At 43.0% G+C, this 25655-nt stretch carries 19 protein-coding genes and 1 other RNA gene; 6 read left to right on the forward strand and 14 right to left on the reverse strand.

Features of this window, described 5'->3' with window-relative positions; all coding sequences use genetic code 11:
- Positions 1-384: 384 nt before the first annotated feature.
- The 7 genes from NSTC731_RS29255 to NSTC731_RS29285 form a co-directional block, all read right to left on the reverse strand.
- On the reverse strand, positions 385-1380 hold the full coding sequence (locus NSTC731_RS29255; RefSeq protein ID WP_445628012.1) for a peptidoglycan-binding domain-containing protein: 996 nt from the start codon (positions 1378-1380) through the stop codon (positions 385-387).
- Positions 1381-1483: 103 nt separating this feature from the next.
- Positions 1484-2758, reverse strand: a complete 1275-nt coding sequence (locus tag NSTC731_RS29260; protein ID WP_445632200.1) for a M16 family metallopeptidase — start codon at positions 2756-2758, stop codon at positions 1484-1486.
- 149 nt (positions 2759-2907) lie between these two features.
- The gene (locus tag NSTC731_RS29265; RefSeq protein ID WP_445628013.1) at positions 2908-4173 is read right to left on the reverse strand and encodes a M16 family metallopeptidase; all 1266 of its coding nucleotides are present in this window, start codon (positions 4171-4173) and stop codon (positions 2908-2910) included.
- Between the two features lie 167 nt (positions 4174-4340).
- Entirely contained in the window at positions 4341-9761 is a 5421-nt protein-coding gene (locus NSTC731_RS29270; protein ID WP_445628014.1) for a trifunctional serine/threonine-protein kinase/ATP-binding protein/sensor histidine kinase, read from the reverse strand.
- A gap of 136 nt (positions 9762-9897) precedes the next feature.
- A non-coding RNA gene (ssrS, locus tag NSTC731_RS29275) (6S RNA) lies at positions 9898-10081 on the reverse strand.
- Between the two features lie 60 nt (positions 10082-10141).
- Positions 10142-11308: a 5-(carboxyamino)imidazole ribonucleotide synthase gene (locus NSTC731_RS29280; RefSeq protein ID WP_445628015.1), complete on the reverse strand. Its 1167-nt coding sequence runs from the start codon at positions 11306-11308 to the stop codon at positions 10142-10144.
- Positions 11305-11757: a pentapeptide repeat-containing protein gene (locus tag NSTC731_RS29285; protein ID WP_445628016.1), complete on the reverse strand. Its 453-nt coding sequence runs from the start codon at positions 11755-11757 to the stop codon at positions 11305-11307. Before NSTC731_RS29285 ends, NSTC731_RS29280 begins: the two co-directional genes overlap by 4 nt.
- 799 nt (positions 11758-12556) lie before the next feature.
- On the opposite strand from NSTC731_RS29285, the gene NSTC731_RS29290 reads away from it, so the two are divergent.
- On the forward strand, positions 12557-12880 hold the full coding sequence (locus NSTC731_RS29290) for a hypothetical protein (protein WP_445628017.1): 324 nt from the start codon (positions 12557-12559) through the stop codon (positions 12878-12880).
- 344 nt (positions 12881-13224) lie between these two features.
- Here the strand turns inward: NSTC731_RS29290 and NSTC731_RS29295 are convergent, their stop codons facing one another.
- Positions 13225-13710 carry a beta-lactamase hydrolase domain-containing protein gene (locus NSTC731_RS29295; RefSeq protein ID WP_194040625.1) on the reverse strand — a complete coding sequence of 162 codons (486 nt, stop codon included), beginning with the start codon at positions 13708-13710 and terminating at the stop codon, positions 13225-13227.
- 322 nt (positions 13711-14032) lie between these two features.
- On the opposite strand from NSTC731_RS29295, the gene NSTC731_RS29300 reads away from it, so the two are divergent.
- The 5 genes from NSTC731_RS29300 to NSTC731_RS29320 all read left to right on the forward strand — a co-directional run bounded on the left by NSTC731_RS29300 (position 14033) and on the right by NSTC731_RS29320 (position 17477).
- A complete protein-coding gene (locus tag NSTC731_RS29300; protein ID WP_445628018.1) occupies positions 14033-14749 on the forward strand; it encodes a DJ-1/PfpI family protein in 717 nt (238 codons plus the stop codon).
- A 114-nt stretch (positions 14750-14863) separates the two neighbouring features.
- Positions 14864-15367, forward strand: a complete 504-nt coding sequence (locus tag NSTC731_RS29305) for a GNAT family N-acetyltransferase (protein WP_445628019.1) — start codon at positions 14864-14866, stop codon at positions 15365-15367.
- Positions 15368-15479: 112 nt separating this feature from the next.
- Entirely contained in the window at positions 15480-16088 is a 609-nt protein-coding gene (locus NSTC731_RS29310; RefSeq protein WP_445628020.1) for a TetR/AcrR family transcriptional regulator, read from the forward strand.
- Between the two features lie 176 nt (positions 16089-16264).
- Positions 16265-16645, forward strand: a complete 381-nt coding sequence (locus NSTC731_RS29315) for a DUF120 domain-containing protein (RefSeq protein ID WP_445628021.1) — start codon at positions 16265-16267, stop codon at positions 16643-16645.
- The gene (locus NSTC731_RS29320; protein ID WP_445628022.1) at positions 16638-17477 is read left to right on the forward strand and encodes a class I SAM-dependent methyltransferase; all 840 of its coding nucleotides are present in this window, start codon (positions 16638-16640) and stop codon (positions 17475-17477) included. Before NSTC731_RS29315 ends, NSTC731_RS29320 begins: the two co-directional genes overlap by 8 nt.
- Before the next feature lie 11 nt (positions 17478-17488).
- Here NSTC731_RS29320 and xylB read toward each other — a convergent pair whose 3' ends face one another.
- The 6 genes from xylB to NSTC731_RS29350 form a co-directional block, all read right to left on the reverse strand.
- A complete protein-coding gene (gene xylB / locus NSTC731_RS29325; protein WP_445628023.1) occupies positions 17489-18955 on the reverse strand; it encodes a xylulokinase in 1467 nt (488 codons plus the stop codon).
- Positions 18956-19527: 572 nt separating this feature from the next.
- Positions 19528-21027 carry a mannitol dehydrogenase family protein gene (locus tag NSTC731_RS29330; RefSeq protein ID WP_445628024.1) on the reverse strand — a complete coding sequence of 500 codons (1500 nt, stop codon included), beginning with the start codon at positions 21025-21027 and terminating at the stop codon, positions 19528-19530.
- Positions 20984-22141 (reverse strand): ABC transporter ATP-binding protein, encoded by a 1158-nt coding sequence (locus NSTC731_RS29335; RefSeq protein WP_445628025.1) that lies wholly within the window; start codon positions 22139-22141, stop codon positions 20984-20986. The genes NSTC731_RS29330 and NSTC731_RS29335 overlap by 44 nt, the downstream gene beginning before the upstream one ends.
- A 179-nt stretch (positions 22142-22320) precedes the next feature.
- A complete protein-coding gene (locus NSTC731_RS29340) occupies positions 22321-23142 on the reverse strand; it encodes a carbohydrate ABC transporter permease (protein ID WP_445628026.1) in 822 nt (273 codons plus the stop codon).
- A 1-nt stretch (position 23143) separates the two neighbouring features.
- On the reverse strand, positions 23144-24067 hold the full coding sequence (locus NSTC731_RS29345; RefSeq protein WP_322692251.1) for a carbohydrate ABC transporter permease: 924 nt from the start codon (positions 24065-24067) through the stop codon (positions 23144-23146).
- A gap of 111 nt (positions 24068-24178) precedes the next feature.
- Positions 24179-25525 (reverse strand): ABC transporter substrate-binding protein, encoded by a 1347-nt coding sequence (locus NSTC731_RS29350; RefSeq protein ID WP_445628027.1) that lies wholly within the window; start codon positions 25523-25525, stop codon positions 24179-24181.
- Positions 25526-25655 lie beyond the last annotated feature (130 nt).

Here is a 25655-nt window from a genome sequence, read left to right on the forward strand (position 1 = left end):
GTGAACTACCCACACCGACCTGAGTACAATTTAAGTGGGGAACTTATACCATTTTAGATTTTGGATTTTAGACTTCGGCTCCTTTCGACTTCGCTCAAGGCAAGTCGCTCAGTCGAACGATTTTGGATTGGGAATTGCCTTGGTGCGTCTGGCTTGGTGTGAATCCATCTGTCGCAATCATTTTTCAAAATGGTATTACGATGATTTAGTTAAATTCATAAAAAATATTGTGAAGCGCAAAACCCCTACAGAGGTTTATTGAAGTTGAAAAACCTCTGTAACTTGGGGATTTCCAAAAAAGAAATAAGTTATCAAAACTTCGGAGCATTTTGTCAGCGTTTTTGCTTACACGCAAAGGAGATGCTGGCTATGCTCATACCATACCTAACGCCGCAAAAGAACCTCCCAGGTAGAGCCACCAACTACGCCGTCAGGTTCTAAACCATAGCGTTTTTGTGCAGCTTTCACTGCTGCTTCGGTTGTCTCGCCAAAGTCGCCATCAGCATCACCTTTCAAGAAACCAAGCTTTTTCAGTTGTTGTTGCAACTTAACAACTTCAGAACCACGTAATCCTATACGCAAAATTGGCAATCCTTCTGAGGTGTATTGAATACCAGGAGTTCGTTTTGTAGTTGTGTTTGACTGAGTTCTAGTAGTTGATGTAGTACGCTTTGGCGGTTTCTTTGTGCTAGAAGTTGTAGTTTTTCTGGGAGTAGCAGGTCTTGGCTCAGGGTTGTTCGTAACCTGGGTTACAGCTTTTTTTGGGGTAGTAGGTTTTGGTTCTGGTCTAGTCGGAACTTGTGTTACAGCTTGTCTGGGAGGGTTGGGGTTGGGATTTCTAACGTTGGTGAGGTTACTAGCCTGGGTTGGAACAGGAAAATTTGTAGCTGAGTTAAATATTGGCTGGGATGAAGGGGCGGTTGATGCTGCTACTGGTTGATTAGGAAAAAGTCGTTGCCAAGTGCTGGCATCAACAACGCCATCTGGATTCAAGCCAGCTGCTTGTTTAAATCGGGAAACAGCAGTAGCTGTATTTTCACTATAAATACCATCTACTGCACCAGAATAAAAACCCAAAAGTTTCAGAGCTGCCTGAAGTTCAGCTACACGTTCGCCTTGACTGCCAACTTTCAGGCTAGGGCGATTGATGCTATTTCCAGGATTTACTTGGGCAATTTTTTGTGGAGCTGCTATTGATACTACAGCCGTTGAGGTAATCAGCAGAGGTGTAGCAGAAAACAAGAGTATTTTAATGGCTGATAAAGATTTAGACTTCTTTGGCCACCAATCTTTTTGCCGTTTTTCCATTCTACAGCGATTTACAGTTGGGTCTAGTAATTTTAAGTAACTCAAAATACTTGCTGTCAGGCTGCGTTGCATGGAATTCACTCCCAGAAGATTCTCATGCTAATGGTACAGCCGCTTGGTCTAAAAAACAGCTGCATTTTACGATATCTCCAAGGGGCGTCATTGCGGCAGATTCTCAGTTTGCGATCGCTCGATTAATTGCTTCTTCTTGACCAACTAAAGACAAGTAAGGCTCTTTTAAATATTTACAAGCTGAAGCGATCGCATCTTTGGCACTCACCGCCGTAATCAATTCTTGGAACTTGGTGTCAAAATCAATTCCTAAGCCCAAAATTTCATACCAACCGTATATCTGAGCAATTTGTCCGTTCGTTTGTTTACCCAAGGCGTATTGCCCCAGGATCTTGTTTTTCGCAGCTTGGAGCGCGCTTTCGGATACTTCGGTAGTACACAATAAATCTACTTCTTTCCGCAGTCCTTCTAGGGCGATGCTGGTATTCTCTGGTGCTGTACCTATGTAAACTACAAAGGACGCTGGAAATAGCCTTGTGGAGTAAAAAGCGGATACTTCGTAAGCTAAACCTCGTTTTTCCCGTAATTCGACAAACAAGCGGCTAGAAAGCCCATTTCCCAAGTAGGTACACAGCAATTTCAATGGGGCGTAGTCAACAGAACTCACTGATGTTCCTAAATAACCGAGCATCACAATTGATTGTTGTGTCTGTACTGGTTTTACCCTTACCTGCGGTTCTACCTTAATCTCAGGTAGATTCAGTATTGGCAGTGCTTGGGGTGGAGATTGCCAATCAGCAAAAACTTCTTCCACCAATGCTGCTGCATCTGTGGGTGTGACTCTACCAGCAATACTAATTACTACATTATCTGGACGAAAGTAAGTTTGGTGATACTCCACTAAATCTGCACGAGTTAAGCGGCTCATAGTGGTTTCATCTCCCAGCACTGACATAGAGTATGGGTGATTTTGGTACATTACCTGCCGCATTTGTTCAAAGGCGACATTGAATGGTTGCTCTTTTTGCGAACGAATATCCTGGAGTGCTAAACGCCGTTCTAGTTCCACTTGAGTTTCGGGAAAGGTAGGCGATCGCAAAATCCGCCCTGCCAATGTTAAAATTTCCCCAAAATCAGATGTTACCGTCTTGAAAGATAGCAAAAAATAATCAGTGCCAGCATCCGCACTCAAACTCGCCCCTACAGACTCGACAATTTCTGCAATTTCCAAGCTAGAAAGTCCATCACATCCTTTTGTCATGACTGCTGAGAGCAAATGTGCCAACCCTGCTTGCTCCCGGTTTTCGTTACAACTACCGGCACGCACAAAAATTCGCGCTGCAATAATGTCCGCAGCCGGATTTTCTGTCACCAGCACGACAATGCCATTGTTCAATACAGTGCGATGGATGGGCGATTTTTGCAGCAAGGTTGTCATTTGTCCTTTCTCATTTGTCATTTGTCCTTTGTCCTTTGTCCTTTGTCAAAAACTAATGCCCAATGCCCAATACTTCGACTTCGATCAGTACAAGTGCCCAATGCCCAATACTTCGACTTCGCTCAGTACAAGTGCCCAATGCCCAATAACTAACACGGTTTAAGTACAGTAACCGCATAATTCTCTGGCGAGAGATACTGTTTAGCTAATTTTTGCAATTCTTGGGCATCAAAAGACTGAATCTGCTGGGGATATGTCACTGCTAATTCAGCTTGGGCAATGGTATTGTAATATCCATAAAGCCCTGTAAGTTGATTTGGCGTTTCGGTAGAAAACGCATACTCGTTACATAGCAACCTGCGTGTACGAGCAAGTTCTTGTTCGCTAATTCCTTTAGTCTGCAAATCATCCAAATGAGCGCAAATCAAAGACTCAACTTCCTCCAGATTTTCTGGTGCTAACCAGGCAGTAATTGTAAATAAACTTGATTCTCGTTGTAGAGAAAAACTACTGCAAATTCCCTGTACCAATTGCAAATCTTCTCGCAGATCGCGCACTAAACGCGAAGTCCGCCCTTCTGCCAATAAAACTGACAAAAAATCTAAAGCATAGCCAGTACGGATATCTTCTACTCCGGGTACCAGCCACGCCATCAACAATCGCGCTTGCTCTATCCGTGGTAAACACAATTCTTGACGATGAATTCCGGCGATCGCTGGCTTTGTCACTTTCTCCAACTGCGGACAATTCGAGGGTTCGGCAAAATCACTAAATGAATGATTTACCATTTCCCAAGCTGGTTGCTGGGCTATACCCCCTGCAATTACCACCGTCATGTTTTCCGGCTGATAGTGAGTGCGGTGAAAACAGCGCATTGCTTCTGGTGATTGCTGCATCAGTTCTTGTTCAGTACCCAGCACCGAACGTCCGTAAGGGTGATGCGGATAGATGGTTTGAATCAGTGCTTGAAATCCTATCCAGTCGGAATCGTCTTGACATGAGCGAATTTCCTCTAGCACTACATCCCGTTCTCGGCTAAATTCATCTTCTGGAATTGCCGCATTGAGTAGTAGTTCTCCCAAGTAGGGAAGAGTATCTTTTAAATAAGGGGCAGCTGTGGTGAGTGAATAATGAGCATAATCATAGCTTGTCGCTGCATTACTGATGCCTCCCCGATTTTCAACTTGGGAATCGAACATTCCAGGGGGTAGCGTCGCCGTACCTTTAAAAATCATGTGTTCTAAAAAGTGCGCCATGCCAAACCACGGTTTTGGCTCTAAGCTGGCTCCAGCACGCACCCAAACATCCGCCACAACGACAGGAGTAGTGGGAATTTCTTGATGAATAAAAGTTAAACCACTGTCTAGTCGGAAGATCGAGGCTGGAAATACGGTATTAGTTAGTTGTTTTAACAATTTTTTGTAGTTTTGACCACAATTTAACGCAATTGTGTCATTTTAACTCTGAACGCTACCTCATTTAGAATCAAGTTATACAGATTTAGGAGAATTATGCTATTGCTGTTCTCCAGATTACCGAAAAATTAGAAGCGTTATGCATTGAGAGGAAAATCGCAAATTAGTTAAAATACTGGAATCTCAATGACAAATTCTGTTCCTTCGCCAAGCACAGAATTGCAACTCAACCGCCCATCATGGGTTTCTTCGACAATTTGACGAGCGATCGCTAATCCTAATCCTGTTCCTTTCCCAACCTCTTTCGTTGTAAATAGGCGATCGAAGATCCTAGCTCTAACCTCCTCTGGCATTCCCTGACCGTTATCTTTGATGCGAATTACTACCATATTTTGTTCGCTGGATACTTCGGTATGAATCAGTATTTGGTGATGATTGGCTTGGGCTTGGGCAAAAGAAAGCCCTTCACAGGAAGTATCTAAGACATCGATTGCGTTAGCAAGGATATTCATAAATACTTGATTTAACTGTCCTAAAAAGCACTTAACAGGCGGCAATTTTCCATATTCGGTGATGACTTCAATTGCTGGACGTTTTTCGTTAGCTTTGAGGCGATACTTCAAAATCAACAGGGTACTCTCAATCCCTTCGTGGAGGTTACAAGCAACTTTTTCAGTTGTATCGGCTCTGGAGAAGGTGCGAAGACTAATGCTAATGTCTTTAATCCGCTCGCTTGCCACCTTCATCGAACTTACTAGCTTTGGTAAGTCTTCAGTCAAGAATTCTAGGTCAATTTCTTCGCTATGCTCAATGACTGCGATCGCCGGATTGGCATGATGTTGTTGGTAGCATTGGATATGGGCGAGTAAGTCTCGAATATACTCTTCGGCATTGTTAAGGCTGCCTTTCAAAAATCCAATCGGGTTATTAATTTCATGTGCCACCCCAGCAACCAAATTACCCAAGGTTGCCATTTTTTCATTTTGCACCATTTGTAATTGGGTATGCTCAAGTTCTTGTAGCGATCGCTCTAACTCTTGGGCATAATTTTGAGATTCTTGATAAAGACGGGCATTTTCTAGAGAGATAGCGGCTTGAGTGCATAGCAGTTGGATAACTTCGGTGCGATCGCTTGTAAATGCACCAATTGTCAGGGGATTTTCTAGATATAGCAGCCCGATGAGTTTACCCTGATTTAACATCGGCGTACACAACACACTCTTAGGTTGTTGCTGCATAAAATATGAGTCGGCGATAAAATCTGTTTGTGCTGTTGCATCATCCAGCACAACAGTTTTTAAGCTACGTTTGACATAGTTTACCAATGTAATCGGAATGCTTTCACTGGTTAACAATGGTGCAGATACCAGGCTGACTCCTTCATTGATGGTAGCTACAGCTTCAACCACCAAGTCGCCCTGTTGAAGTACAAATAATGCAGCTTTTTGTGCCCCAGCATTTTCCATCACCACTTGCAAAAGGGTAGTGAGTAATTGCTCTAATTGAATTTCACTGGAGAGAACTTGTGCGGCTTTAAAGATGGTGGCAAAATCGAGGGCTTCCGAAATACTGCTGCTAGAAAGATTTGTGTGGATGGTTTGATGTGGAAATGATGATGCATCGACGGTTGAACTCAGTTGGAAGCGATGATGCTGCCCTTGTAAGATGGGAGCCAGGAGTTGAGGATAGCGTTTTTCTAAATCCTCAGTTTTGGCTTTAGCACCCCAACGAGCATAGCAGTAATAAGCTTCTTGCATATAAACTTGGGCGATTTTTTCTTTGCCCCAGTCGAGGTAGAACTTGGCAGCTAGTTCATTGCTCAAGGCTTCTTCTTGGATATATTGGTTTTCTTTCGCTAGAGTTATGGCGCGATCGTACAATTCTATTGCTGCTATTTTTTCGCCTAAAACCCGATGCCGTTCTGCTTCCACCAAATCAAATTTGTGCTGGAAATTCATCGGTGCAAATTTGGCTCGAAACTGCAATTTTTCCTGATTTTCGCCAACCTTTAAGAGTAATTGCTCTTGTTGAGATGCTTCAGCCGTTGGATAGATAGCCAACCGAGACAGAGAATCGTAGTAGTAGAAAACAGGCACAGATAGCATTCCTGCTGCACCGTTAAGGTATTGCTCTCCCTGATTTGCATTCTCAACTGCCGCCGAAAAATTCTCAAAAAGATAACCAAGTGTTAACTTACTCAAGAAAAATATATGGAGTGTTAATTCGTCGTTCTCTTTGATGAGCGCAGATAAAAGTTGTTCTTCTTGACAATTTTCACCAATGAGGCATTCTGGATTGTCGCTATATTCGATTAGATTTTTAATGCTTTGACAGACTATACTAGACCAATTTAATAAGCGCTGGTTTTTGGCGAAATTAGATTCGTAGGCTTTGATATCTGCTAGCAAGACTTCTAAAACTTCTGTGCCACTTAAATAGACATAGAATAACTTGAAAATCATCGATGCCAGCACATGAAAAAAATCGCCTGTTTCTAATCCAATATTATGAGATTCCTGTAATAAACTAATTGAGGCGCGAATATGTTGTTTATTAGATTGATTTAATGCAGCCACCTTAAATATAGTCATACTTTGAACAGATTTTGCTTGAAATCTATCCACAAGCATTAAAGCTAACTTGCCAAATTCGTAGCCTGACTCCAGTTGGTTACAAGTATTAAGTACAATTCCAAAATCTGCATACCCTGGTGCAGAGAGTGGTGCATTACCGTATTTAAGAGATAAATTTACCTCTTCGCAGGCAATAATGGGTAAAAGATAGGAAGAAGTCTGGTGGATAGCGGGAGCAATGCTAGCCATAATCCGCAAAGCAACCAAAGCTTTGGTATCGTCCATCAATGGCAAATCAACTAAGCTCTGAATACTTCTGGCTGCCAAAGTTGAGAGTGTGTTGACTACATATTGCTGAATGTCTGGAGGTGTTACTGATTCAGGTAATGTTACCCCAAGTTGAGCGAGAAGTTCACACCCTGTTGCGATCGCTCGGAATGGTTGACCCTGAACCTGATAAGCTTGGAGTTGCACTTCATAAACTTTCACTCTATCCAGTAAGGTGGTTGTTTGTTCGATGACAACCTGGATAAGAGATTCCATCTGCTCAAATTCATTGTTGAGAAAAGCAGCTTCGGCAGCTTCTTCGTGTAAACTTCGAGTCAATTCGTAGGCGATTTTCCAACTATTAATCGGTAGCAGCTGCATTCCAGAATATAAGTAATGAATTGCTGCACTATAAGCGGTAGCTTCTTTCGCTTTTCGACCGGCATTCAAATTTAATTGAGCTAACTGTTGACGTTCAGTCGGCTGGGTGATTAATGCCATTCCCCAATTCAACTGACTGACAATCTCGAAAATTCGCTCCTCTTGCTGAGACTCAGAGGTATTTTGTAAGAGTAATTGACCAATTTTTAGATGAGTAAATTGTTTCTCTTCATCTGGAATTAGAGAGTAAGCCGCTTGCTGTACGCGATCGTGTAAAAATTTATAGGTGGGGATTTGGAAATTAGAATCTAAGGCGTTTGAGTCATAAATATGTTCATTATCTTGAAAAAATTTATAAACTTCACTAGTAGGTAAAACTAACCCTTCTTGCAAAGCTTTCCATAAAGATGCTGCTGCTTCCGTTTCCGATTGTTCAGAAACAATTGCTAAGGTTAGCAAATCAAACTGGTTGCCAATACATGCAGCTAATTTCAACATCTCTTGCGTTGCATCTGGCAATTTTTGCAACTGTAGCGCTACGAATTCTACAACATCATCCGTGAGGGCAAGTGCTTTCACAGCAACAATATCACATTGCCAGTAACCTTGAGCAAAATTAAAAGTAATCAGCCCATCTTCATACAATGCTTTGAGAAAGTGCGTTGCAAAAAATGGATTTCCTTGAGTTTTTTGATAGACGAGTTGCGTTAGTGGTTGGGCAGTTTTACTTGAACAACTCAAGGTATCAACTACCAATTGATTTAAACTAGCTTTACTTAACGGAGCTAAAGTAATGCTGTGGATTGTCGCATTGACTTTGCGAATCTCCGCTAAAGTCAACATCAACTGATGCGCGGTAGATACTTCATTGTCTCGATAAGCCCCAATTAAAAGTAAAGCTCCACTTCCTGATTCGCTCATCAACAACTGCATCAATTTGAGTGATGCAGAATCAGCCCACTGCAAATCATCGAGGAAAATTACTAATGGATGTTCTTTTGTGGTGAATACCTGAATGAACTTTTGAAAGAGTAAATTGAAGCGATTCTGGGCTGCACTCTGTGAAAGTTCCGTTGCAGGTGGTTGTTGACCAATAATTTGTTCTAGTTCGGGAATTACTTCAAGAATAACTTGCCCCTCATCCCGCAGCACTTGTAAAATTTTATTTTTCCAAGTTGACAATTGGACATCACTTTCACTCAGTAATTGTCCCATTAAGTCTCGAAATGCCTGCACAAAAGCGGAAAAGGGAATATTCCGATTAAATTGGTCAAATTTGCCTTTGATGAAATAGCCTCTCTGCCGAACAATAGGTTTGTGAACCTCGTTAATTAAAGCAGTTTTACCAATACCAGAAAAACCAGCTACCAGCATTAGTTCTGTTTGGTTGTTGGTAACGCGTTCAAATGCTTTCAGCAGAGTTTCAACTTCATGCTCGCGCCCATAGAGTTTTTCTGTGATAATAAAGCGATCGCACACATCCCGTTGAGCAATTGGGAAACTTACAATCTTACCCGTCTTTTTAAGTTGAGCTAAACAATTTTCTAAATCATATTTCAGCCCAAATGCACTCTGATAGCGGTCTTCGGCATTTTTCGCCATCAATTTGCTAACGATAGATGAGAGTACAGGCGCAATTTGTGGATTAATCTCATGCACTAAAGACGGAAGTTTGGCAATATGACAATGTACCAATTCCATCGGATCGGGCGATTGAAATGGTAATTGCCCTGTTAGTAATTCGTAAAAAGTTACACCCAGAGAATAAAAATCAGTCCGGTAATCAATCCCCCGATTCATTCGTCCGGTTTGCTCTGGAGACAAATAGCCAAGTGTCCCTTCTAATACATTAAAACTCATGAGGCTTTGAGTTTCTCGTGGCAACAAAGATGCAATACTAAAGTCAATTAACTTAACTTCTTTAGTTTCTGGATGAATTAAAATATTGGCAGGTTTAATATCTTTGTGAACGATCCGATAACGAATTAGAATATCTAATGTATTGCACAGTGCGATCGCAATTTGTAAAAACTCAATGAGAGCTTGTGTTGTTTCCCCTATTCTCCTATTCTCTACTCTGTCTTGCCACTGCTTTAGAGAAATTCCCCCAAAGTCTTCCATCACTAACACATAGCCATTCTGATAGGGTTCCAGGCTATAGGTTTGGATGATTCCAGGTAGATTCAAATTTTTGGCAATGGTGAACTGGTTGCGAAACTGTAGCAATTCGCTGAAGCTGGGATAAGCAGTTTTCATCAGCTTAATCACTACAGATTTTTGGTCAGTTTCTCGATTAGCGCGATAAACCGAGGTTCGAGAACCGTTGTAGAGTTCTTTGCTAATTTGATATCCGGGAATGCTGACCATAGGGCTTAATTCTTGAGACCTCAGTATCTAGGTTTCCCAAAAACATGCCTATCTTTACTGTCAGTTCGCTTATTTTAAACTGATTTAAATAATTAAAGCTCCCAAATTCTAACTGACTTTGGAAGCTAATAATTTTAAGTTCACCGCGACGCCGTTTTACCTAAGTTTATGACCTGGGTTTATCCAGGTGGGAACCTAAATTCCTCGTTTAAAGTTTCCGGGTACATGCCCGGTATACTGCCACGAGAACAGTTGACTCCCTTGTCATTAAAGGCATAGATCAAAAAACTTGATGGCAGTCACCAACGTCGTAGTGCAACTCACTCATTATAGCTTTTCAAAAGATGTTGTGTGTTCAATATCGAAACTTTCCGATCTATTTACCTGGGATACCAGATAGATTCTATGTTGCGGGCGATGTTATTGGCGTATGCACTTGCCGACTCTCGATTTTGATTATCCAGCAAAACAGTGACATGTCCCAACTTCCGCCCAGGACGTGATTCTGTCTTCCCATACCAGTGAACGTGCGCCTGCGGAATTTCTGCTATTTGTTGACGCTGGCTTTGGTAGTCGCTGTGAGAATTTTCATACCCCAGTAGGTTAACCATTACAGCACCCGCGCACTGTAAAGCCGGATTCCCCAAAGGTAGACCACAAACTGCTCTCAGGTGTTGCTCAAACTGAGAAGTTTCGCAAGCGTCAAGAGAAAAATGCCCAGAATTGTGGGTGCGTGGTGCGATTTCATTTACCAGGATTTTGCCATCAGCCCTGAGAAATAGCTCAATTCCAAAAATGCCTACAACTTCTAAGCTATTTAATAGAGTATGTGCGATCGCTTGGATTTCTGCTACTTGATTGGGCGTAATTTCGGCTGGCGCAATCGCCCGCCGACAAACTTGTTGTTCTTGTTGGGTTTCTACTACTGGGTAAGTGACAATTTCTCCCTCCACAGAACGAGCTGCAATTATTGCTAATTCTCTTTCAAAAGGAACAAATTCTTCTACCAAGAAAAGTGATTGATTTAAAGTCTTTGTTGTGGTTTCATGACTTAGCTTTTGTTCTAAAGCAGCAAAATCCTGAATTATGAAAGTACCTTGACCGTCATAACCATGACGACGGGATTTCAAGACTGCTGGAAAACCTAGATATTCTATTTTGGATTGAATATTTTCCACCTCCTCAAGGGCGAAAAATTGAGGAACTGGTAAGCCCAAATCACGTAAATAGCAACGCTGATGATATTTATCTAAAAGAGGAGCTAAAGCTTCTAATTTGGGACGGAAACAAACGCCTTGCTGTGATAAAAGAGATAAAGCTTGCAGGTTAACAAATTCGTTTTCAAAGGTGATAACATCGCATTTTTGAGCTAATATTTCCGTAGCACTTGCATCATCAACTGGCGCGAAAACAGTTTCCTGAGCGATTGACACGGCCGGGTCGTGAACGCTTGGAGTTTGTACTATTAATTCTACTCCTAGCTTCTGTGCTGCATCCGCCATCATCCAGGCTAGTTGTCCGCCACCAATTACACCAACACGCTTCATTGACATCCTAGAGAATCACGAGTTTGCACGCCTGTTTTGGAATTCACACCACTGGCTTTTTCGCACAGTTCTTTAATTTGCGCTCTATCCAAAATTGCATCTGTAAAATCTGCACCGTCTATATTTACATCATTAAATATGGCGCGGAGCAAAAGAGCTTCTTTGAAAACTACATCGCTCAAATCTGCCTTAGTCAAGTTTACCTGATCGACCATTGCATTCGTTAAATCCGCTCCGTGGAGATTTGCTTTTGTCATCACCGAAGCGCTCATGACTGCTCCCCGTAAGTCAGCGTTTGTAAAGTTAGCCAATTCCATATTGGCGTTAGAAAACTCCGCAGCTTGCAAACTCTGTCCAGAAAAATCACGTCTTGATAGCTCTGCATTGCTAAATGACAGTGGATGAGTCCAGTCTACTGCCACTGCTGGATCGGCCACACACCAGATCATAATTCCGAGAAGGAATGCTAGTGTTTGCCGCCAAAAAAGATTGAGAGCCAATTTAGTGTATAATTTCCCCATTTAATTACCGCATTTGAATATTAGCAAGACTGAATCGTACTAATTGAGACTCGCAGCCTTGCTACTGGACTTGGATAACGTGTATTTCCGTTGCTTAATATTTTGTAACGCAAAAAGAGCATAAACTTCTTACTTTCGCAAAATTCTCCCTGCTACTTGAGGTAGAGAGGGGCAATCTGCGATCGCACTAAAATTAAATATTCAGAACAATATTTATACAATAGCGATCGCCATGACTGAGTATAAATTGTTTCTCCGATCGAGCAAGCTTTAGCAAAACAGAGACGGGGAGCATAATCTATCGCTCTTGATAAAGATAAAACTTGAAATTCCTAACTCTAAAGGAATAATTTAGCTGAATAAAGCAATATTTCCTATGGTCTATGCTTGTTGACTTATTTACAATTCTTCATTTGTAGATTTAAATTTTCAAGATATAAAAAGTTTTTTTGAGCAGTAATACTCATGGAGTTATTTACAATTCTTGACTTTCTATTTTTCAAGTAAAGTTTGTTGTCTTTTAAATTCAACAGCCCCGATCAACTGTTAGTCTTTTAATTAATGAAAGCAAAGTTTGAGTCGTAATTATATGCGTCTCAATTGCTTAACAAAGCTTAAATATCGAGCATTAGCGTTCACTTTATAGCGATTAGTTAGTTCTTCAGGAATCTCCAAGAGTTTACATTCACCAAGCACAAAACTTCTACAAACCGAACTCTGAAACCCGATGATGAATCATTACTCACTTCAATGGATTGAGGCATGGTGCCAAGAAAATGGCTGGACAGATTTATTTGTTGAGCGACGTAACAACTTCTGGGCTTTCCCTCCGGGTGGGGTAATGCCGGAGCCAATTCCAGTTCATGCTCTCAGATTGATTAAAGCCGAAAAAGGACTGACTTTTGAAGAGCGATTGTGGTCAATGTCCGCAGTAATAGGCACAATCCTAGCTGTTCTTTTTACCTTTTGGTTTCAGTCGCCAATGCCATTAGTTTTAGCTTTCGCTTTTAATGCTGTTACGGTGGCTCAATTTGAACTTGAAGATGCCTAAATTTTTATGTTGGGCTTTGCTATTAAAAACTGCTCTTGTCTACTTTCAGCAAGAGCAGTTTTTAATTTTTAAGAAGAAAGAATTCAGGAGTCAGGTGGTCGCCGAGCCTGTCCTGAGCGTAGCCGTTGGCGCAGCCTCTCGTAGAGAAGGGTGCAGTCGAGGTGAGTCAGAATGAGCTAAACCTTAGCTATCCGCTAACAGAATTGAATTCTGTGGGACTCGCTACCGCCGCGCGAACATAGAGAACATCTTAATTTTGAATCCTAACTTCTGAATTCTTCTTCAATAATTTGTATAGCAGCCGTCTAGTCTATTAAGACATAACAATTAGAAATCACTAATACTTAAGAGCAGCTAGCAGGTAAAGCTACCTTCGCGTGTTTGTTAACATAGTCCACAAATAATTGCTTCAATCGGGGACTAACACCAGCGTGTTCAAAGAATCCAAAGCCGAGATTTCTTGCTTTTGCTAAGGTTTCCTCTGGCGTTAATCCTTCCTGGATAGCGATACTCAACAGCGCAATTCCAGTCGATCGCATTCCGGCGGCACAATGCACAACTGCTGGTTTCGGGATTTGTTCGAGTGTCGTGAGGATTTTGGTAATTACCTCTTCATTCAAATTTTTGAGATCCACCTTGAGGGGAACATTTTGATAATACAGCCCCAATGCTTCCGCTACTTTTTGCTCATCCTTAGAAAATCCTAGTTCATCAGGCGATCGCAGATTGAGAACGGACTTAAAACCTTCTTGAATAGCTTGCTCAAGCTGTTTCGGTATGACTTGTCCTGTAGTTGTCAAGTTTTCGTTAATTTGTATGGCGTTGATCACATTCACTCCTTTTGACTTTCTAATATCTGCCAGCTTGCTAAATACTCTAAGAGAGCAAGCTTTAAGCAGATATTCAAAATAAGCACAACAAAATTAGCCAAATATCACAAGATATTGCTTGATTACTTCAAAAGTTGTCTTTTGAAGTTGGTTATTTTATTGCTTTATCCATAATATACGGTTTGTCGGTAGATTTAGTGGTGATTAAAGCTTGTAATACTTTTTGTCGATAAGATTACCGTAGTTTATGTTTCAGAAGTTATAGTATTTGACAAGCTGGGAGAGCAATTATATTAGAATTTTGCAAATAAGGGTATAAATAATGACTTTTATTGAACAGGTTCCTTCTCTATCGATTGGAATAGTATTATTCCCAAATGTGACGCAGTTAGATTTCACGGGGCCCTACGAAATCTTTGTCAGATTGCCAAAGGCGCAGGTATATTTGCTAGCGGAAACACTCGAACCAATTCGGAGCGATCGCGGCCTTACCTTTCTACCTGACACAACCTTTGCTCAAGCACCAGCCTTAGATGTGTTATTTGTGCCAGGAGGCCCAGGTATCAATGCCAAAATGGAAGATGAAAAGTTTCTCAATTTTCTTAGAAACCAAGGGAAACAAGCTCGCTACGTTACTGCTGTCTGCACTGGTTCTCTGCTGCTGGCGGCGGCGGGTTTACTTCAGGGGTATCACGCCACTACTCACTGGCAATCGTTGGATTTGCTTGAGATGTTGGGAGTTGAGACAATTGCCCAAAGAGTTGTCATCGATCGCAATCGAATTACAGGTGGCGGTGTGACAGCTGGCATTGATTTTGGACTAGCGATCGCTGCTGAGTTATTTGGAGAAGCGATCGCCCAAGCAATTCAACTAGGGATCGAATACAATCCCCAACCACCCTTTAACAGTGGTTCTCCCCAAACTGCTCCGGCGGCTGTACTTGCTCGTGTTACCGCTGCGAGTCATAATGTTCAGGAAATTAGACGGCAAATTGTCCAGCGAGTTGTAACTCAATTGCAAACTACTAATATCAGCTAATTGATGTGTTGCGATGTCTATGACGGGCTACTGCCTACCCAACTAAAATTTTTATATCCCAAACTCGATATCTTTGGCTTAGAAAGTCAAACAAGCATCTAATACAAATTTCAAATGAACACTAACGAAATATCTCTTCGACCTGCCCAAGAAACAGATGCGTGGGTGCTGAGTGCAATTCATATTGCTGCTATCAAAGCTCTACCTGCAACTTTCTACACCCAAAAAGAACTTTTAGCTTGGCGCAATTACCGCGACAAACCTGATGGTTCAAATATCTTGAAGAGTATGAAAACAGAATCTTTCTGGGTTGCGATCGAGGGAGATGTTGTTGTCGGTTTTGCTAGTTTCATTGTTGATGAACTCATCGGGCTGTATGTTCATCCTAAATATCAAGGTAAAGGGATTGGCCGTGCTTTAGTTCAACATTTTTGCGACGAAGCAACTGAGCAAAGTATAGACAAGGTAATTACAACTGCTAGCCTTTATGCTGAAGGGTTTTATTTACGATTGGGATTTACTGCTATCCAAAAAGCACCTCATTATTTAAGAAGTGGGATAGTTGTTCCAGTTACTAAAATGAGTAAAACATTAGCTATTGCAGCGAAATCAACTTAAGAGGGAAATATTTTCAATAACTTTAAAAATGTTGGCATTAATACTATTTTCCCTAAATTACGACTACTTTTTCTACATAATCTATGATCAAAGTAAGTACTTGCCAGCATAAATGCATAAAACTATCCGTTCATCAACTCTCACCCGTACACGTTTGATAGAAGCCGCCTTGCAGGTATTTGCCAGTTTAGGTGTTCAAGGAGCAACTACCCGTGAAATAGCTCGTGTTGCTGGTGTAAATGAGGTGACTTTATTTCGCCACTTTGCTAGCAAAGAACAACTTCTGGGAGCAGTAATGAAAAATGCCTTAGCACTCCAGACAGAAGCCCTTGCACACCCCGAAGCGTGGACACAGGATCTCAAAATTGATTTAAAACAGTATGCCCATCTTTACAATACTATGCTGGAGACGCAGGAAGACTTAATTCGTACCTTCATTGGAGAAGCCAAACGTCATCCAGAGGCAGCCAAACAAGTGATTCAAGAAGCTGCCAAGCCCTTAGCCGAAAAACTGGTAGCTTACCTGCAATCGAGTCAGAAACGAGGCACTGTCAGAGCAGACCTCGATCCATTTCCGGCTGTCGATATGTTCACAGGAATGCTGTTAGCTGGAATGCTATGCCGCAGTGCAAAATTCAATTCCAGCAGCTATAGCTGTGAGGACTATATCGAAACCTGTGTAGATATTTTTGTGCGCGGTATAAGTACTACTCCCCTCTAATACCATTTTACTTTCAGGTTGATACAAATAGGGAGCAGGGGAGCATACTTCGACTACGCTCAGTAACCGTGGGAGCAGGGGGAAAGAGTTAGAGACAAATTATTGTTTCTGGATTTTAAATTATTCTTGAAGTTTAACTAATATAAATACCAGCTTATTTATATACATAAAGATATATGAAAATTTTAAAAGGTAAGGTTGTCAGTGGTTTCGGAAACTTTTCTTACTGGATTGAGAAACTCCAAGAATATTACTTGAAAAAAACCGGAATGAAATTCTTCCCTGGAACTTTAAATATTCAATTAGATCGACCTTACCATCTCCCGAAAAATGTTATGCGTCTGGAAAAGGAAGAATATGGAGGGACTGTTTCTGTGAGTATTGTTCCCTGTCAGATATTTGGCAGAGATGCTTTTATCTTAAGAACAGACAAAAATAATACTGAAAATGGAGATCATCCAAAAACAATTATTGAGATAGCTTGTGATGTGAAACTGCGGGAGCTATATAACCTTAAAGATAATGATTTGATTGAAGTTGAGATTCACGATGTCTGATTTATCTGAATTAAACAATCTGCTTGGAGATGAAGCGTTAATCCATTACGCGAGTGGTCAAGAGCAAGATCGGTTATCAAAAGGTGCAGGTCTGCTGGAATTAACCCGAAGCCAAGAACTTATTAGCCGCTACCTACCGCCTCCTCCCGCAGTGATTTTCGATGTTGGCGGTGGTGCTGGCGTTTATTCTTTTTGGCTTGCTCAACAGGGTTATGAAGTCCATCTCATTGATGCAGTTCCTTTGCACATAGAGCAAGCCCGACATTTGTCTCAAGCTCAACCGGAGCATCCTCTAGCTAGTTTGGCTGTTGGAGACGCTCGGCAACTCAATCGGGCGGATAATAGCGTTGATGCTGTTCTGTTACTTGGGCCTTTGTATCATCTGACTGAGCGCACAGATCGGATTATTGCTTTACGTGAAGCTCATCGGATCTTAAAAACTGGAGGTTTTGTTTTTGCTGCGGGAGTTTCTCGCTTTGCTTCAACCTTAGATGGATTATTTCAGGGACATTTAGACGATCCAGAGTTTGTAGAGATTGTTAAACAGGATTTGATTGATGGTCAACACCGCAACCCAAACAACCATCCTCGCTACTTTACAAAAACCTTCTTTCATCATCCAGAAGAACTCAGAGCAGAGGTTGAAGAAGCGGGTTTACATTCTGAAAAGATTTTAGCGATTGAAGGGCCAGGCTGGTTATTACAAAACTTTCAGGAACATTGGAATGATGTAGGGCGCCGCGATCGCCTTTTAGAAGCGATTCGCTGGTTAGAAACCGAACCCTCTATGTTGGGGATGAGCGCTCACATTATGGCTGTTGCCCGGAAATAGGCGGTTAATGCTCAACGCACAGCTTTCAAGGTATCGTAAAGTAGCTTGTAGCGGTTAAAACCTGCTTCGTACAAAAGATTTGCCTGTGGCTGTACTACATTACTATCCTGCGGGAAAATCTTGAGTGCAGTTGCTAAATTGGGGTAAACACCAATCCCTACCATTGCCAAAATAGCTGCTCCGTAAGCAGCTCCTTCCTCAGCTTTGGGTGCAATGAGTTTTGTTTGCAAAACATCTGCCAAAATTCGTAACCAGATGTGAGAACGTGCGCCTCCACCCGTTGCTAAGAGTTGATCGAGGGGAGCGATCGCACTAATTACCTCCAATGCTGACCGCAAGCTAAATGCAACCCCTTCCAGCACAGCACGAATTATATCTGCTTGTGTATGAGCTAATGACAAATTTACCAAAGCACCGCGAGTATCTGGATCGAGGTGGGGACTGCGTTCTCCTGCAAGGTGGGGTAGAAATAGCACACCACGCGCCCCAGGATGCGATCGCTCTGCCATATCCATCAGTTCGGTGTAAGATATATGCGCTGCAAATGTATCTCGATACCAACGCAGAGAACCACCTGCTGCTAACGTCACCCCCAGCAGATGATAGCCGCCATCCACATGGCAGAACAAATGTACCCGACCTTCGGCATCGGGAATTGGGCGCTCGCATGGTGCAAAGATTACTCCGGATGTGCCGATACTCAAACTACCCCGACTCAGGTTGCTTGATGAGATACCCAAACCAATTGCTGCTGCGGCATTATCACCTCCGCCTGCGACCACAGGTAATCCTACAGGTAATCCCACGCGCGCGGCTATTTCTGATTTGAGTCGTCCAGCGATCGCGGTAGATTCGATTACCGGGGGGAACAACGCTGGATTAATATTAAGAGTATGGAGAATATCTGTATCCCATTGCCGATTTGCCAGATTCAAACAGCCGACACCAGAGGCATCAGATGGTTCCGTTACTGTTTCGCCTGTTAGCACATATCCCAGATAATCTTTGGGTAAAAGAATCTGCCATAACCGAGTGTATGCAAGTGGATCTTCAGTCCGCAACCATAAGAGCTTCGGCAGTTGAAACCCAGTAATTGCCGGATTTCCAGTCCGTTGGATCAACTCTTGCCTGGGAATAGCGGCTTCAATCTCAGCAACAGCTTTACCCGTGCGCTGGTCATTCCACAAAATTGCTGGTCTAATTGCTTTACCATCCGCATCGAGAGGAACCATACCATGCATTTGTCCAGATAAACCGAGGGCGATCGCCCGATGTCCGTTTAGCTGTTGAGTAACATCGAAGAGAGCATCCAAGCTAGCTTCCACCCAATCCGATGAGTTCTGTTCCGTCCAACCGGGTTGTGGAGTTAAAAGGGGATAGCTTCTGGTTGACTGAGCGATAATTTGCCCTTGCAGATCAACTGCGATCGCTCGTACTCCTCCTGTACCCAAGTCTAAGCCAATTACGATGTCAGTCATATCAAGTTCGGATAATAGTTATACCAATTCGCAATTCGCAATGGGCGCAAGACTTTCATGATTTACATCTGTTGCCTTATTTTGGAGAATTGGTGTTATGCTTCCTACAGTCATTGCACCCCACCCCGCCAAAGCTACGCTTTGTCTCCCCTCTCCTTAGCAAAGCTATGGTGTACACACAATTCTTTTGACCTGCAACTTAATTGCATTGACTTGCAACTTAATTGCATCGACTTGCAACTTAATTGCATCGACTTGCAACTTAATTGCATTGACCTACAACTTAATTGCATTGACTTGCAACTTAATTGCATTGACTTGCAACTTAATTGCATTGACTTGCAACTTAATTGCATCGACCTGCAAAAATTAATCCACCCGGCGTTACGTAGCAACTTTAAAATTCTTGTGTGTACACAGTAGCCTTTGCAAGGGAAGGGGATTAAGGGTGGGGTTCTTCGTGTTTAATAAGTAATCAAGCGAACATGATATTAATTGCCCCTCAAAATTTTCAAGGTTAGAAGGCGGAAATTAAACTTCCGCCTTCAAATGTTACAGCTTCCACTCTCTGGTTAAGTTTTCTGTAATAATTTAACTAATGTTTCTTTAGCTCCAAACTCATACAACCTGCGTAAATGGTTCGTAACTGCATCAACAAAAAGCGGTGATTGGGACAAATCGCCAAAAATCTCAGTTAAATTGAGCAATGGTTTGGCATCGCTGTCACTGGAATGAGCTAGTTGAGTTAGAGTACCTGCTATTGGGTCATCAATGGGAATGGGATTCCCTCGGTCATCCTGTCCGTTGAGGTAACGGAACCAAGCAGCAACCGTTAGGCTCATGTAATCAATTGCCCCTCCTTGATGCAGCGCGTCACGCACTGAGCCGAGAATAAATTTTGGCATTTTAGCGGAGCTATTCAGGCAAAGACGCGGCAGTTGATCTCGAATTTTAGGATTGGCAAAGCGTTCAATTAAGGTCTTTTTATAACTATCTAAATCAATTCCAGGTACGGGTTGAAGTGTGGGCGTAACTTCTGCCATCAAATTATCGACGGCTTGCCGAATTAATCGATCTGCCATAACTTCATGAACGTAAGTGTAGCCAGCCAAGGAGCCAAGATAGCCAATTAACAAGTGACTGGCGTTGAGCAGCCGGATTTTCATCATCTCATAGGGATGAACATCACTCGTCATCTGAACGCCAACTGATTCCCAATCAGGTCTACCCGCGCTGAAATTGTCTTCGACTACCCACTGAAGAAACGGTTCGGCAACAACTGGAAAGGCATCATCAATGTTAAACTGTTCCGCCACCATTTTGATATCTGCTGGTGTGGTGGCGGGAGTAATGCGATCGACCATGCAGTTGGGAAAAGCTACCTGTTCGGCAACCCAACTTCCCAATTTTGGGTTCTGCATTTGGGCAAATGCGGTTAACATTTTGCGGGCAATGTTACCGTTACCTTGGAGATTGTCGCAGGACAACACGGTAAATGGTGCGATTCCCTGTTGACGGCGGCGATCAAGGGCTGCTGTCAAAAAGCCATATACTCCTATTGGTTCATCAGGATGCTGCAAATCGTACTGGATTGTCGGGTGATTGGCATCGAATTCACCGCTACCTTCAATATAGTAGTAACCGCCTTCGGTAATGGTGAGGGTAACGATGCGGCATTTGGGGTCTGCTAAAGTGTCAATTACTGCTTGGCGATTATCTGGGGCAAACAGATATTTTGTAATTGCTCCAATCGCACGAGCGCGATCGCCTTCTGGGGATCTTTCAACTAAGGTATACAAACAATCTTGAGAGTTCAGTGCATCCCGCATTCGTTTGTCGAATTCCAGTAGCCCAACCCCGCAGATTCCCCATTCACTACCGGGATTTTGATGAAAGTAATTATCCAGGTATAATGCCTGATGTGCGCGATGGAACCCACCCACACCGATATGGACAATACCGTTAGTAATTTGGTGGCGATCGTAATTGGGTACGCGAACGTTATTTCCTAAATTAGACAAAGATGCTTCATTCAGCTTGATTGCCGATCCTGTGCTGATATTGCTGTTCATGGGATTCATTTTGGGTTAGGTGGTGACGATGAACTTTGGGGATGGCTTCACCGTCGCGATCGAACAAATGGCAAAGCTCACCATTAATGTAAATCGGAACGTAATCATGCATAATGGCTGGATTATCTCCGTCTGTTTGCACAACTATAGTTTCACCACCTGCAATCTTGATGTAGAGAAAGGTTTCTCCGCCTAATCGTTCTACGACTAATACTTCACCATTCACGCTTGGGTTATTGCGATCGAGCCGCAGATGTTCGGGACGAATCCCTAATGTTGCTCTATCCCCAACTGACAGGGTTTTGGGCTTCACCGGAATTGTTACGGTTGCGTCACCAGGGAGTCTAACTGTTGCCCCAGAGTCATTGACGGCTGAAACTGTCACCGAAATAAAGTTCATTTTTGGCGAACCAATAAATCCGGCGACGAATAGATTGCGGGGATGGTGGTAGAGTTCCAGGGGAGAACCCATTTGTTCGATGATGCCGCCTTGTAATACCACAATTTTGTCGGCAAGGGTCATTGCTTCAACTTGATCGTGAGTAACATAAATCATCGTGGCTTGCAGGCTGTCGTGTAAACTGGCAAGCTCAATCCGCATTTGCACCCGCAATGAAGCATCCAGGTTGGACAGTGGCTCATCAAACAAAAATACTTTCGGATTACGCACCAAAGCACGACCGATCGCTACCCGTTGGCGTTGTCCTCCTGATAGTTCTTTGGGCTTCCGGTTCAAAAGCGGCTCTAGTTGCAGGATACGAGCGACTTCACGCGCCCTTTCATAACGTTGGGCTTTGGGCATACCCGCAAGCCGGAGGCTAAAGGCCATATTTTCTGCCACTGTCATGTGGGGATATAAGGCATAAGTTTGAAACACCATTGCTAAACCACGTTTATCGGGCAGCACATCATTGACTTTTTGTCCATCAATGAGTAAATCGCCGGAGGAAATTTCTTCTAATCCAGCAATCATGCGGAGTAAGGTTGATTTTCCACAGCCGGAGGGGCCGACGAAGACAACAAATTCGCGATCGCCCACATCGAGATCGATGCCTTTGATGATCTCTGTGTCGGCGTAGGTTTTATGGATATTTCTTAAAGCAACTGTTGACATAAAATGTTTCCATTAACGGGTTTAAGTTTTTCTCACGCACAGACGTAGAGGTGCAACATTTAATTAATTCGTAGCAAATTCTCTGCGTACCTTTGCGCTTACCTCTGCGCCCCTATGCGTTTAAATTTAAAACCTCAATTCGCCAAGGTTTTACGCAAAGCTGTAAGAGTGCCTGCCTTCTACTTCACAGCACCAAAAGTCAGACCCCGGACTAATTGCCGTTGACTCAGCCAACCGAAGATGAGGATGGGTGCGATCGCTAGTGTTGACGCTGCGGAAAGTTTTGCCCAAAATAATCCTTGAGGACTGGAAAAGGAAGCAATAAAGGCTGTAAGTGGGGCGGCATCTGCCGTTGTCAAGTTCAAGCTCCAAAATGCTTCGTTCCATGACAAAATAATCGAAAGCAAGGCAGTGGAGGCAATTCCGGGCACTGCCAATGGTAGCAAGACATGAACAAGTTCTTGCTGTGTAGTTGCTCCATCCATGCGATCGGCTTCGAGAATTTCTTTGGGAACTTCTTTGAAGAAGCTGTAAATCATCCAGACGACGATTGGCAAATTAATCAGGGTATAAATAATAATCAAACCGATGTGAGTATCCAGTAATCCGGCGTTGCGACACAAAATGTAGATTGGTACTAACACACCAACGGGTGGCAGCATTTTGGTGGACAGCATCCAGAGTAAAGTGCCCTTGGTGCGTTTGGTTGGGAAAAATGCCATTGCGTAAGCGGCAGGTACGGCAAGCAGCAGTGCGACTATAGTCGAGCCAACGGAAATCGCTACGCTGTTAAACGCATAATTGAAATAATTTGCCCGGTCTTGGATGGCAATATAATTCTCCAATGTCGGGCGGAAAAACAACTGAGGGGGAGTTGAAACTGCCGCGACTTCAGTTTTGAAACTGGTAAGAAACATCCAGAAAATTGGAAAAAACAAGATGCAAGCAGCAAGCCAGCCGAGCAATGTCCATAGCCAAATCTTCGAGGTTTTACGTGCCATGTTAAGTATCCAAATTACGAGCAACACTACGCATCAAAAAGATTGCCACGATGTTGGCAAGGATTACGGCAATTAATCCACCGGCCGAAGCACCGCCGACATCGAATTCCAGCAAGGCTTTTAAGAAGATGTAATAGGCAAGGTTAGTGGTTGCAAGTCCTGGTCCGCCGCCTGTGGTAACAAAGATTTCGGCAAAGATAGTCAGGAAGAAAATTGTCTCAATCATGGCAACCACAGAAATGGCGCGGCTCAGATGCGGTAGCATGACGAAACGAAATAGAGCGATCGCATTTGCCCCATCCATTCGCGCAGCTTCTAACTGGTCGCGATCGAGTGATTGAATGGCTGTTAATAAAATCAGCAAAGCAAAGGGCAGCCATTCCCAGGAAACAATAATAATGATGGCAAGCAGGGGAACGCTGGCAAACCAATCAATTGCTCCCAAACCCAAACCTCTGGTAATTTGAGCAAATAGCCCATTCACTGGATGCATCAGCATATTTTTCCAGATTAGGGCGCTGACTGTGGGCATGACGAAAAATGGAGAGATTGCCAGTACTCGCGCTACTCCACGACCATAAAAATCTTGGTCAAATAGTACTGCTAGTAATGTACCCAGACCAATTGTGATTGCTAAAACGGAAACAACCAAAACTATTGTGATGGCGATCGATGTCCATAAAGCTGAGTCACTGAGAATGAAAGTAAAATTTTCAATCCCGATGAATTTACGTGCATCTGGATTCAGCAAGTTATACCGCTGAAAGGAAAACCATACGGTCATCACCAGAGGCACAATCATCCACAGCAGTAGGAGAACGACCGAAGGCGCAACCAAAGGTAAGGTTGATACTTGGCGCGTAGTTCGTTGCTTGGTGGGAGGTGGCGTTTCGTGTTGAGGTTTTACCGCTAATGAAGAAGACATAACCTAAAGGAATTTTAGATTTTAGATTTTAGATTTTGGATTCTGAATGTTTTGTAGTTGAGCATTGGCTCTTTTTACCCATGCCCAATGCCCAATGCCCCATGCTCAATTTCACTCGATATAACCTGTGTGTTTCATGAAGCGTTCGGTGGATTTCTGGGATTGCTGCAACGCTTGGTCTACGGAAGCTCGATTGGTTAATGCTGCTGCTAAGGTTTGCCCGACTGAAGAACCGATCGCCTGAAATTCTGGAATATCTACATATTGAACTCCCTTATAAGGAGTTGGTTGTGCTGATGGACGGGTAACATCAGCAGATTGGATCGCTGCCAACACGATTTCTGCAAAGGGTGCAGCTTTTCGATAGTTGGGATTTTGATATGTGGAAGTCCGAGTTCCTGGTGGTACAGCAACCCAGCCATTCTCCTTGGCAACCAGTTGAATGTATTCCTTTGATGTTGCCCAAGCAACGAACTTTTGCGCGGCTTCGGGTGATTTTGACGTTTTTGGAACCGCTAGCGCCCAAGCCCAAAGCCAGTTTGAACCGTTGGGATATTTTTCAATTGGCGCACGAGCGAAGCCAACTTTGTTATACACTTGAGATTCTTTCGGATTGGATAACAACCCGGCAGCAACGGTTGCATCTACCCACATCCCGCATTTGCCTGTGGAGAATAATGCTAGATTCTCATTAAATCCATTAGAACTTGCTCCTGGCGGCCCATATTTGTTGAGTAGATCGACATAAAAGGCGATCGCCTCTTTCCAAGCTGGAGTATCGATCGTTGGTTGCCATTTCATATCAAACCACTGTCCACCATAGGTATTAACCAATGTGGAAACAAATGCGATGTTTTCACCCCAACCGGGTTTTCCGCGCAAGCAAACTCCATAAACTCCATGCGCTGGGTCGTGAATTTTGCTTGCCCATTCTCTCATTTGGGGATAAGTTGGCTGTTGAGGAACTGCAATCCCAGCTTTTTCAAACAAGTCTTTGCGGTAGTACAGCATGGAACTTTCCCCATAGAATGGCACAGCATAGAGTTTGCCGTTATTGGAAAGTCCTTCTCGTATCGGTTTGAGCAGGTCATTTACGTCATAGTTTGCGCCTAGATCCAAAGGTCTTAACCAATCCCGCCTAGCCCAGATTGGTGTTTCATAGGAACCGATGGTCATGACATCAAACTGCCCGCCTTGGCTTGCAACATCTGTAGTCGTGCGTTGGCGCAACACATTTTCTTCCAGCACAACCCACCGGAGTTGAATATCAGGATTAGCTTGCTCAAATTTCCGAGAAAGCCCTTGCATCACCACCATGTCGCCATTATTAACAGTGGCGATCGTTAGTTTAGTTTTCTCTGCGGCTTGGGAGCGCGGTGAGCAAGCATATAGCAGATGCACCAGCATTACTCCAGCGAGAAATGCAGCTAGCACTTTCGCGAAGCGGCGAATACGCATCGCATAACTCCTTTAAAGTAAAAAACCGAACAAAATAAATTTTTGATTTTATGCTCTAATTTTGGGCAAAAGCTCAATAATAGAAATCATACCAATCTGATTTTGATCGTGGGCATTTGCAACAATTCTT

The sequence above is a fragment of the Nostoc sp. DSM 114167 genome, assembly GCF_052692655.1.

Coding starts and splice junctions, on each gene's coding strand:
- NSTC731_RS29255 (WP_445628012.1), bottom strand. CDS start 1,380: ATGCAACGCAGCCTGACAGCAAGTATTTTGAGTTACTTAAAATTACTA.
- NSTC731_RS29260 (WP_445632200.1), bottom strand. CDS start 2,758: ATGACAACCTTGCTGCAAAAATCGCCCATCCATCGCACTGTATTGAAC.
- NSTC731_RS29270 (WP_445628014.1), bottom strand. CDS start 9,761: ATGGTCAGCATTCCCGGATATCAAATTAGCAAAGAACTCTACAACGGT.
- NSTC731_RS29280 (WP_445628015.1), bottom strand. CDS start 11,308: ATGAAGCGTGTTGGTGTAATTGGTGGCGGACAACTAGCCTGGATGATG.
- NSTC731_RS29285 (WP_445628016.1), bottom strand. CDS start 11,757: ATGATCTGGTGTGTGGCCGATCCAGCAGTGGCAGTAGACTGGACTCAT.
- NSTC731_RS29290 (WP_445628017.1), top strand. CDS start 12,557: ATGATGAATCATTACTCACTTCAATGGATTGAGGCATGGTGCCAAGAA.
- NSTC731_RS29300 (WP_445628018.1), top strand. CDS start 14,033: ATGACTTTTATTGAACAGGTTCCTTCTCTATCGATTGGAATAGTATTA.
- NSTC731_RS29305 (WP_445628019.1), top strand. CDS start 14,864: ATGAACACTAACGAAATATCTCTTCGACCTGCCCAAGAAACAGATGCG.
- NSTC731_RS29310 (WP_445628020.1), top strand. CDS start 15,480: ATGCATAAAACTATCCGTTCATCAACTCTCACCCGTACACGTTTGATA.
- NSTC731_RS29315 (WP_445628021.1), top strand. CDS start 16,265: ATGAAAATTTTAAAAGGTAAGGTTGTCAGTGGTTTCGGAAACTTTTCT.
- NSTC731_RS29320 (WP_445628022.1), top strand. CDS start 16,638: ATGTCTGATTTATCTGAATTAAACAATCTGCTTGGAGATGAAGCGTTA.
- xylB (WP_445628023.1), bottom strand. CDS start 18,955: ATGACTGACATCGTAATTGGCTTAGACTTGGGTACAGGAGGAGTACGA.
- NSTC731_RS29330 (WP_445628024.1), bottom strand. CDS start 21,027: ATGAACAGCAATATCAGCACAGGATCGGCAATCAAGCTGAATGAAGCA.
- NSTC731_RS29335 (WP_445628025.1), bottom strand. CDS start 22,141: ATGTCAACAGTTGCTTTAAGAAATATCCATAAAACCTACGCCGACACA.
- NSTC731_RS29340 (WP_445628026.1), bottom strand. CDS start 23,142: ATGGCACGTAAAACCTCGAAGATTTGGCTATGGACATTGCTCGGCTGG.
- NSTC731_RS29345 (WP_322692251.1), bottom strand. CDS start 24,067: ATGTCTTCTTCATTAGCGGTAAAACCTCAACACGAAACGCCACCTCCC.
- NSTC731_RS29350 (WP_445628027.1), bottom strand. CDS start 25,525: ATGCGTATTCGCCGCTTCGCGAAAGTGCTAGCTGCATTTCTCGCTGGA.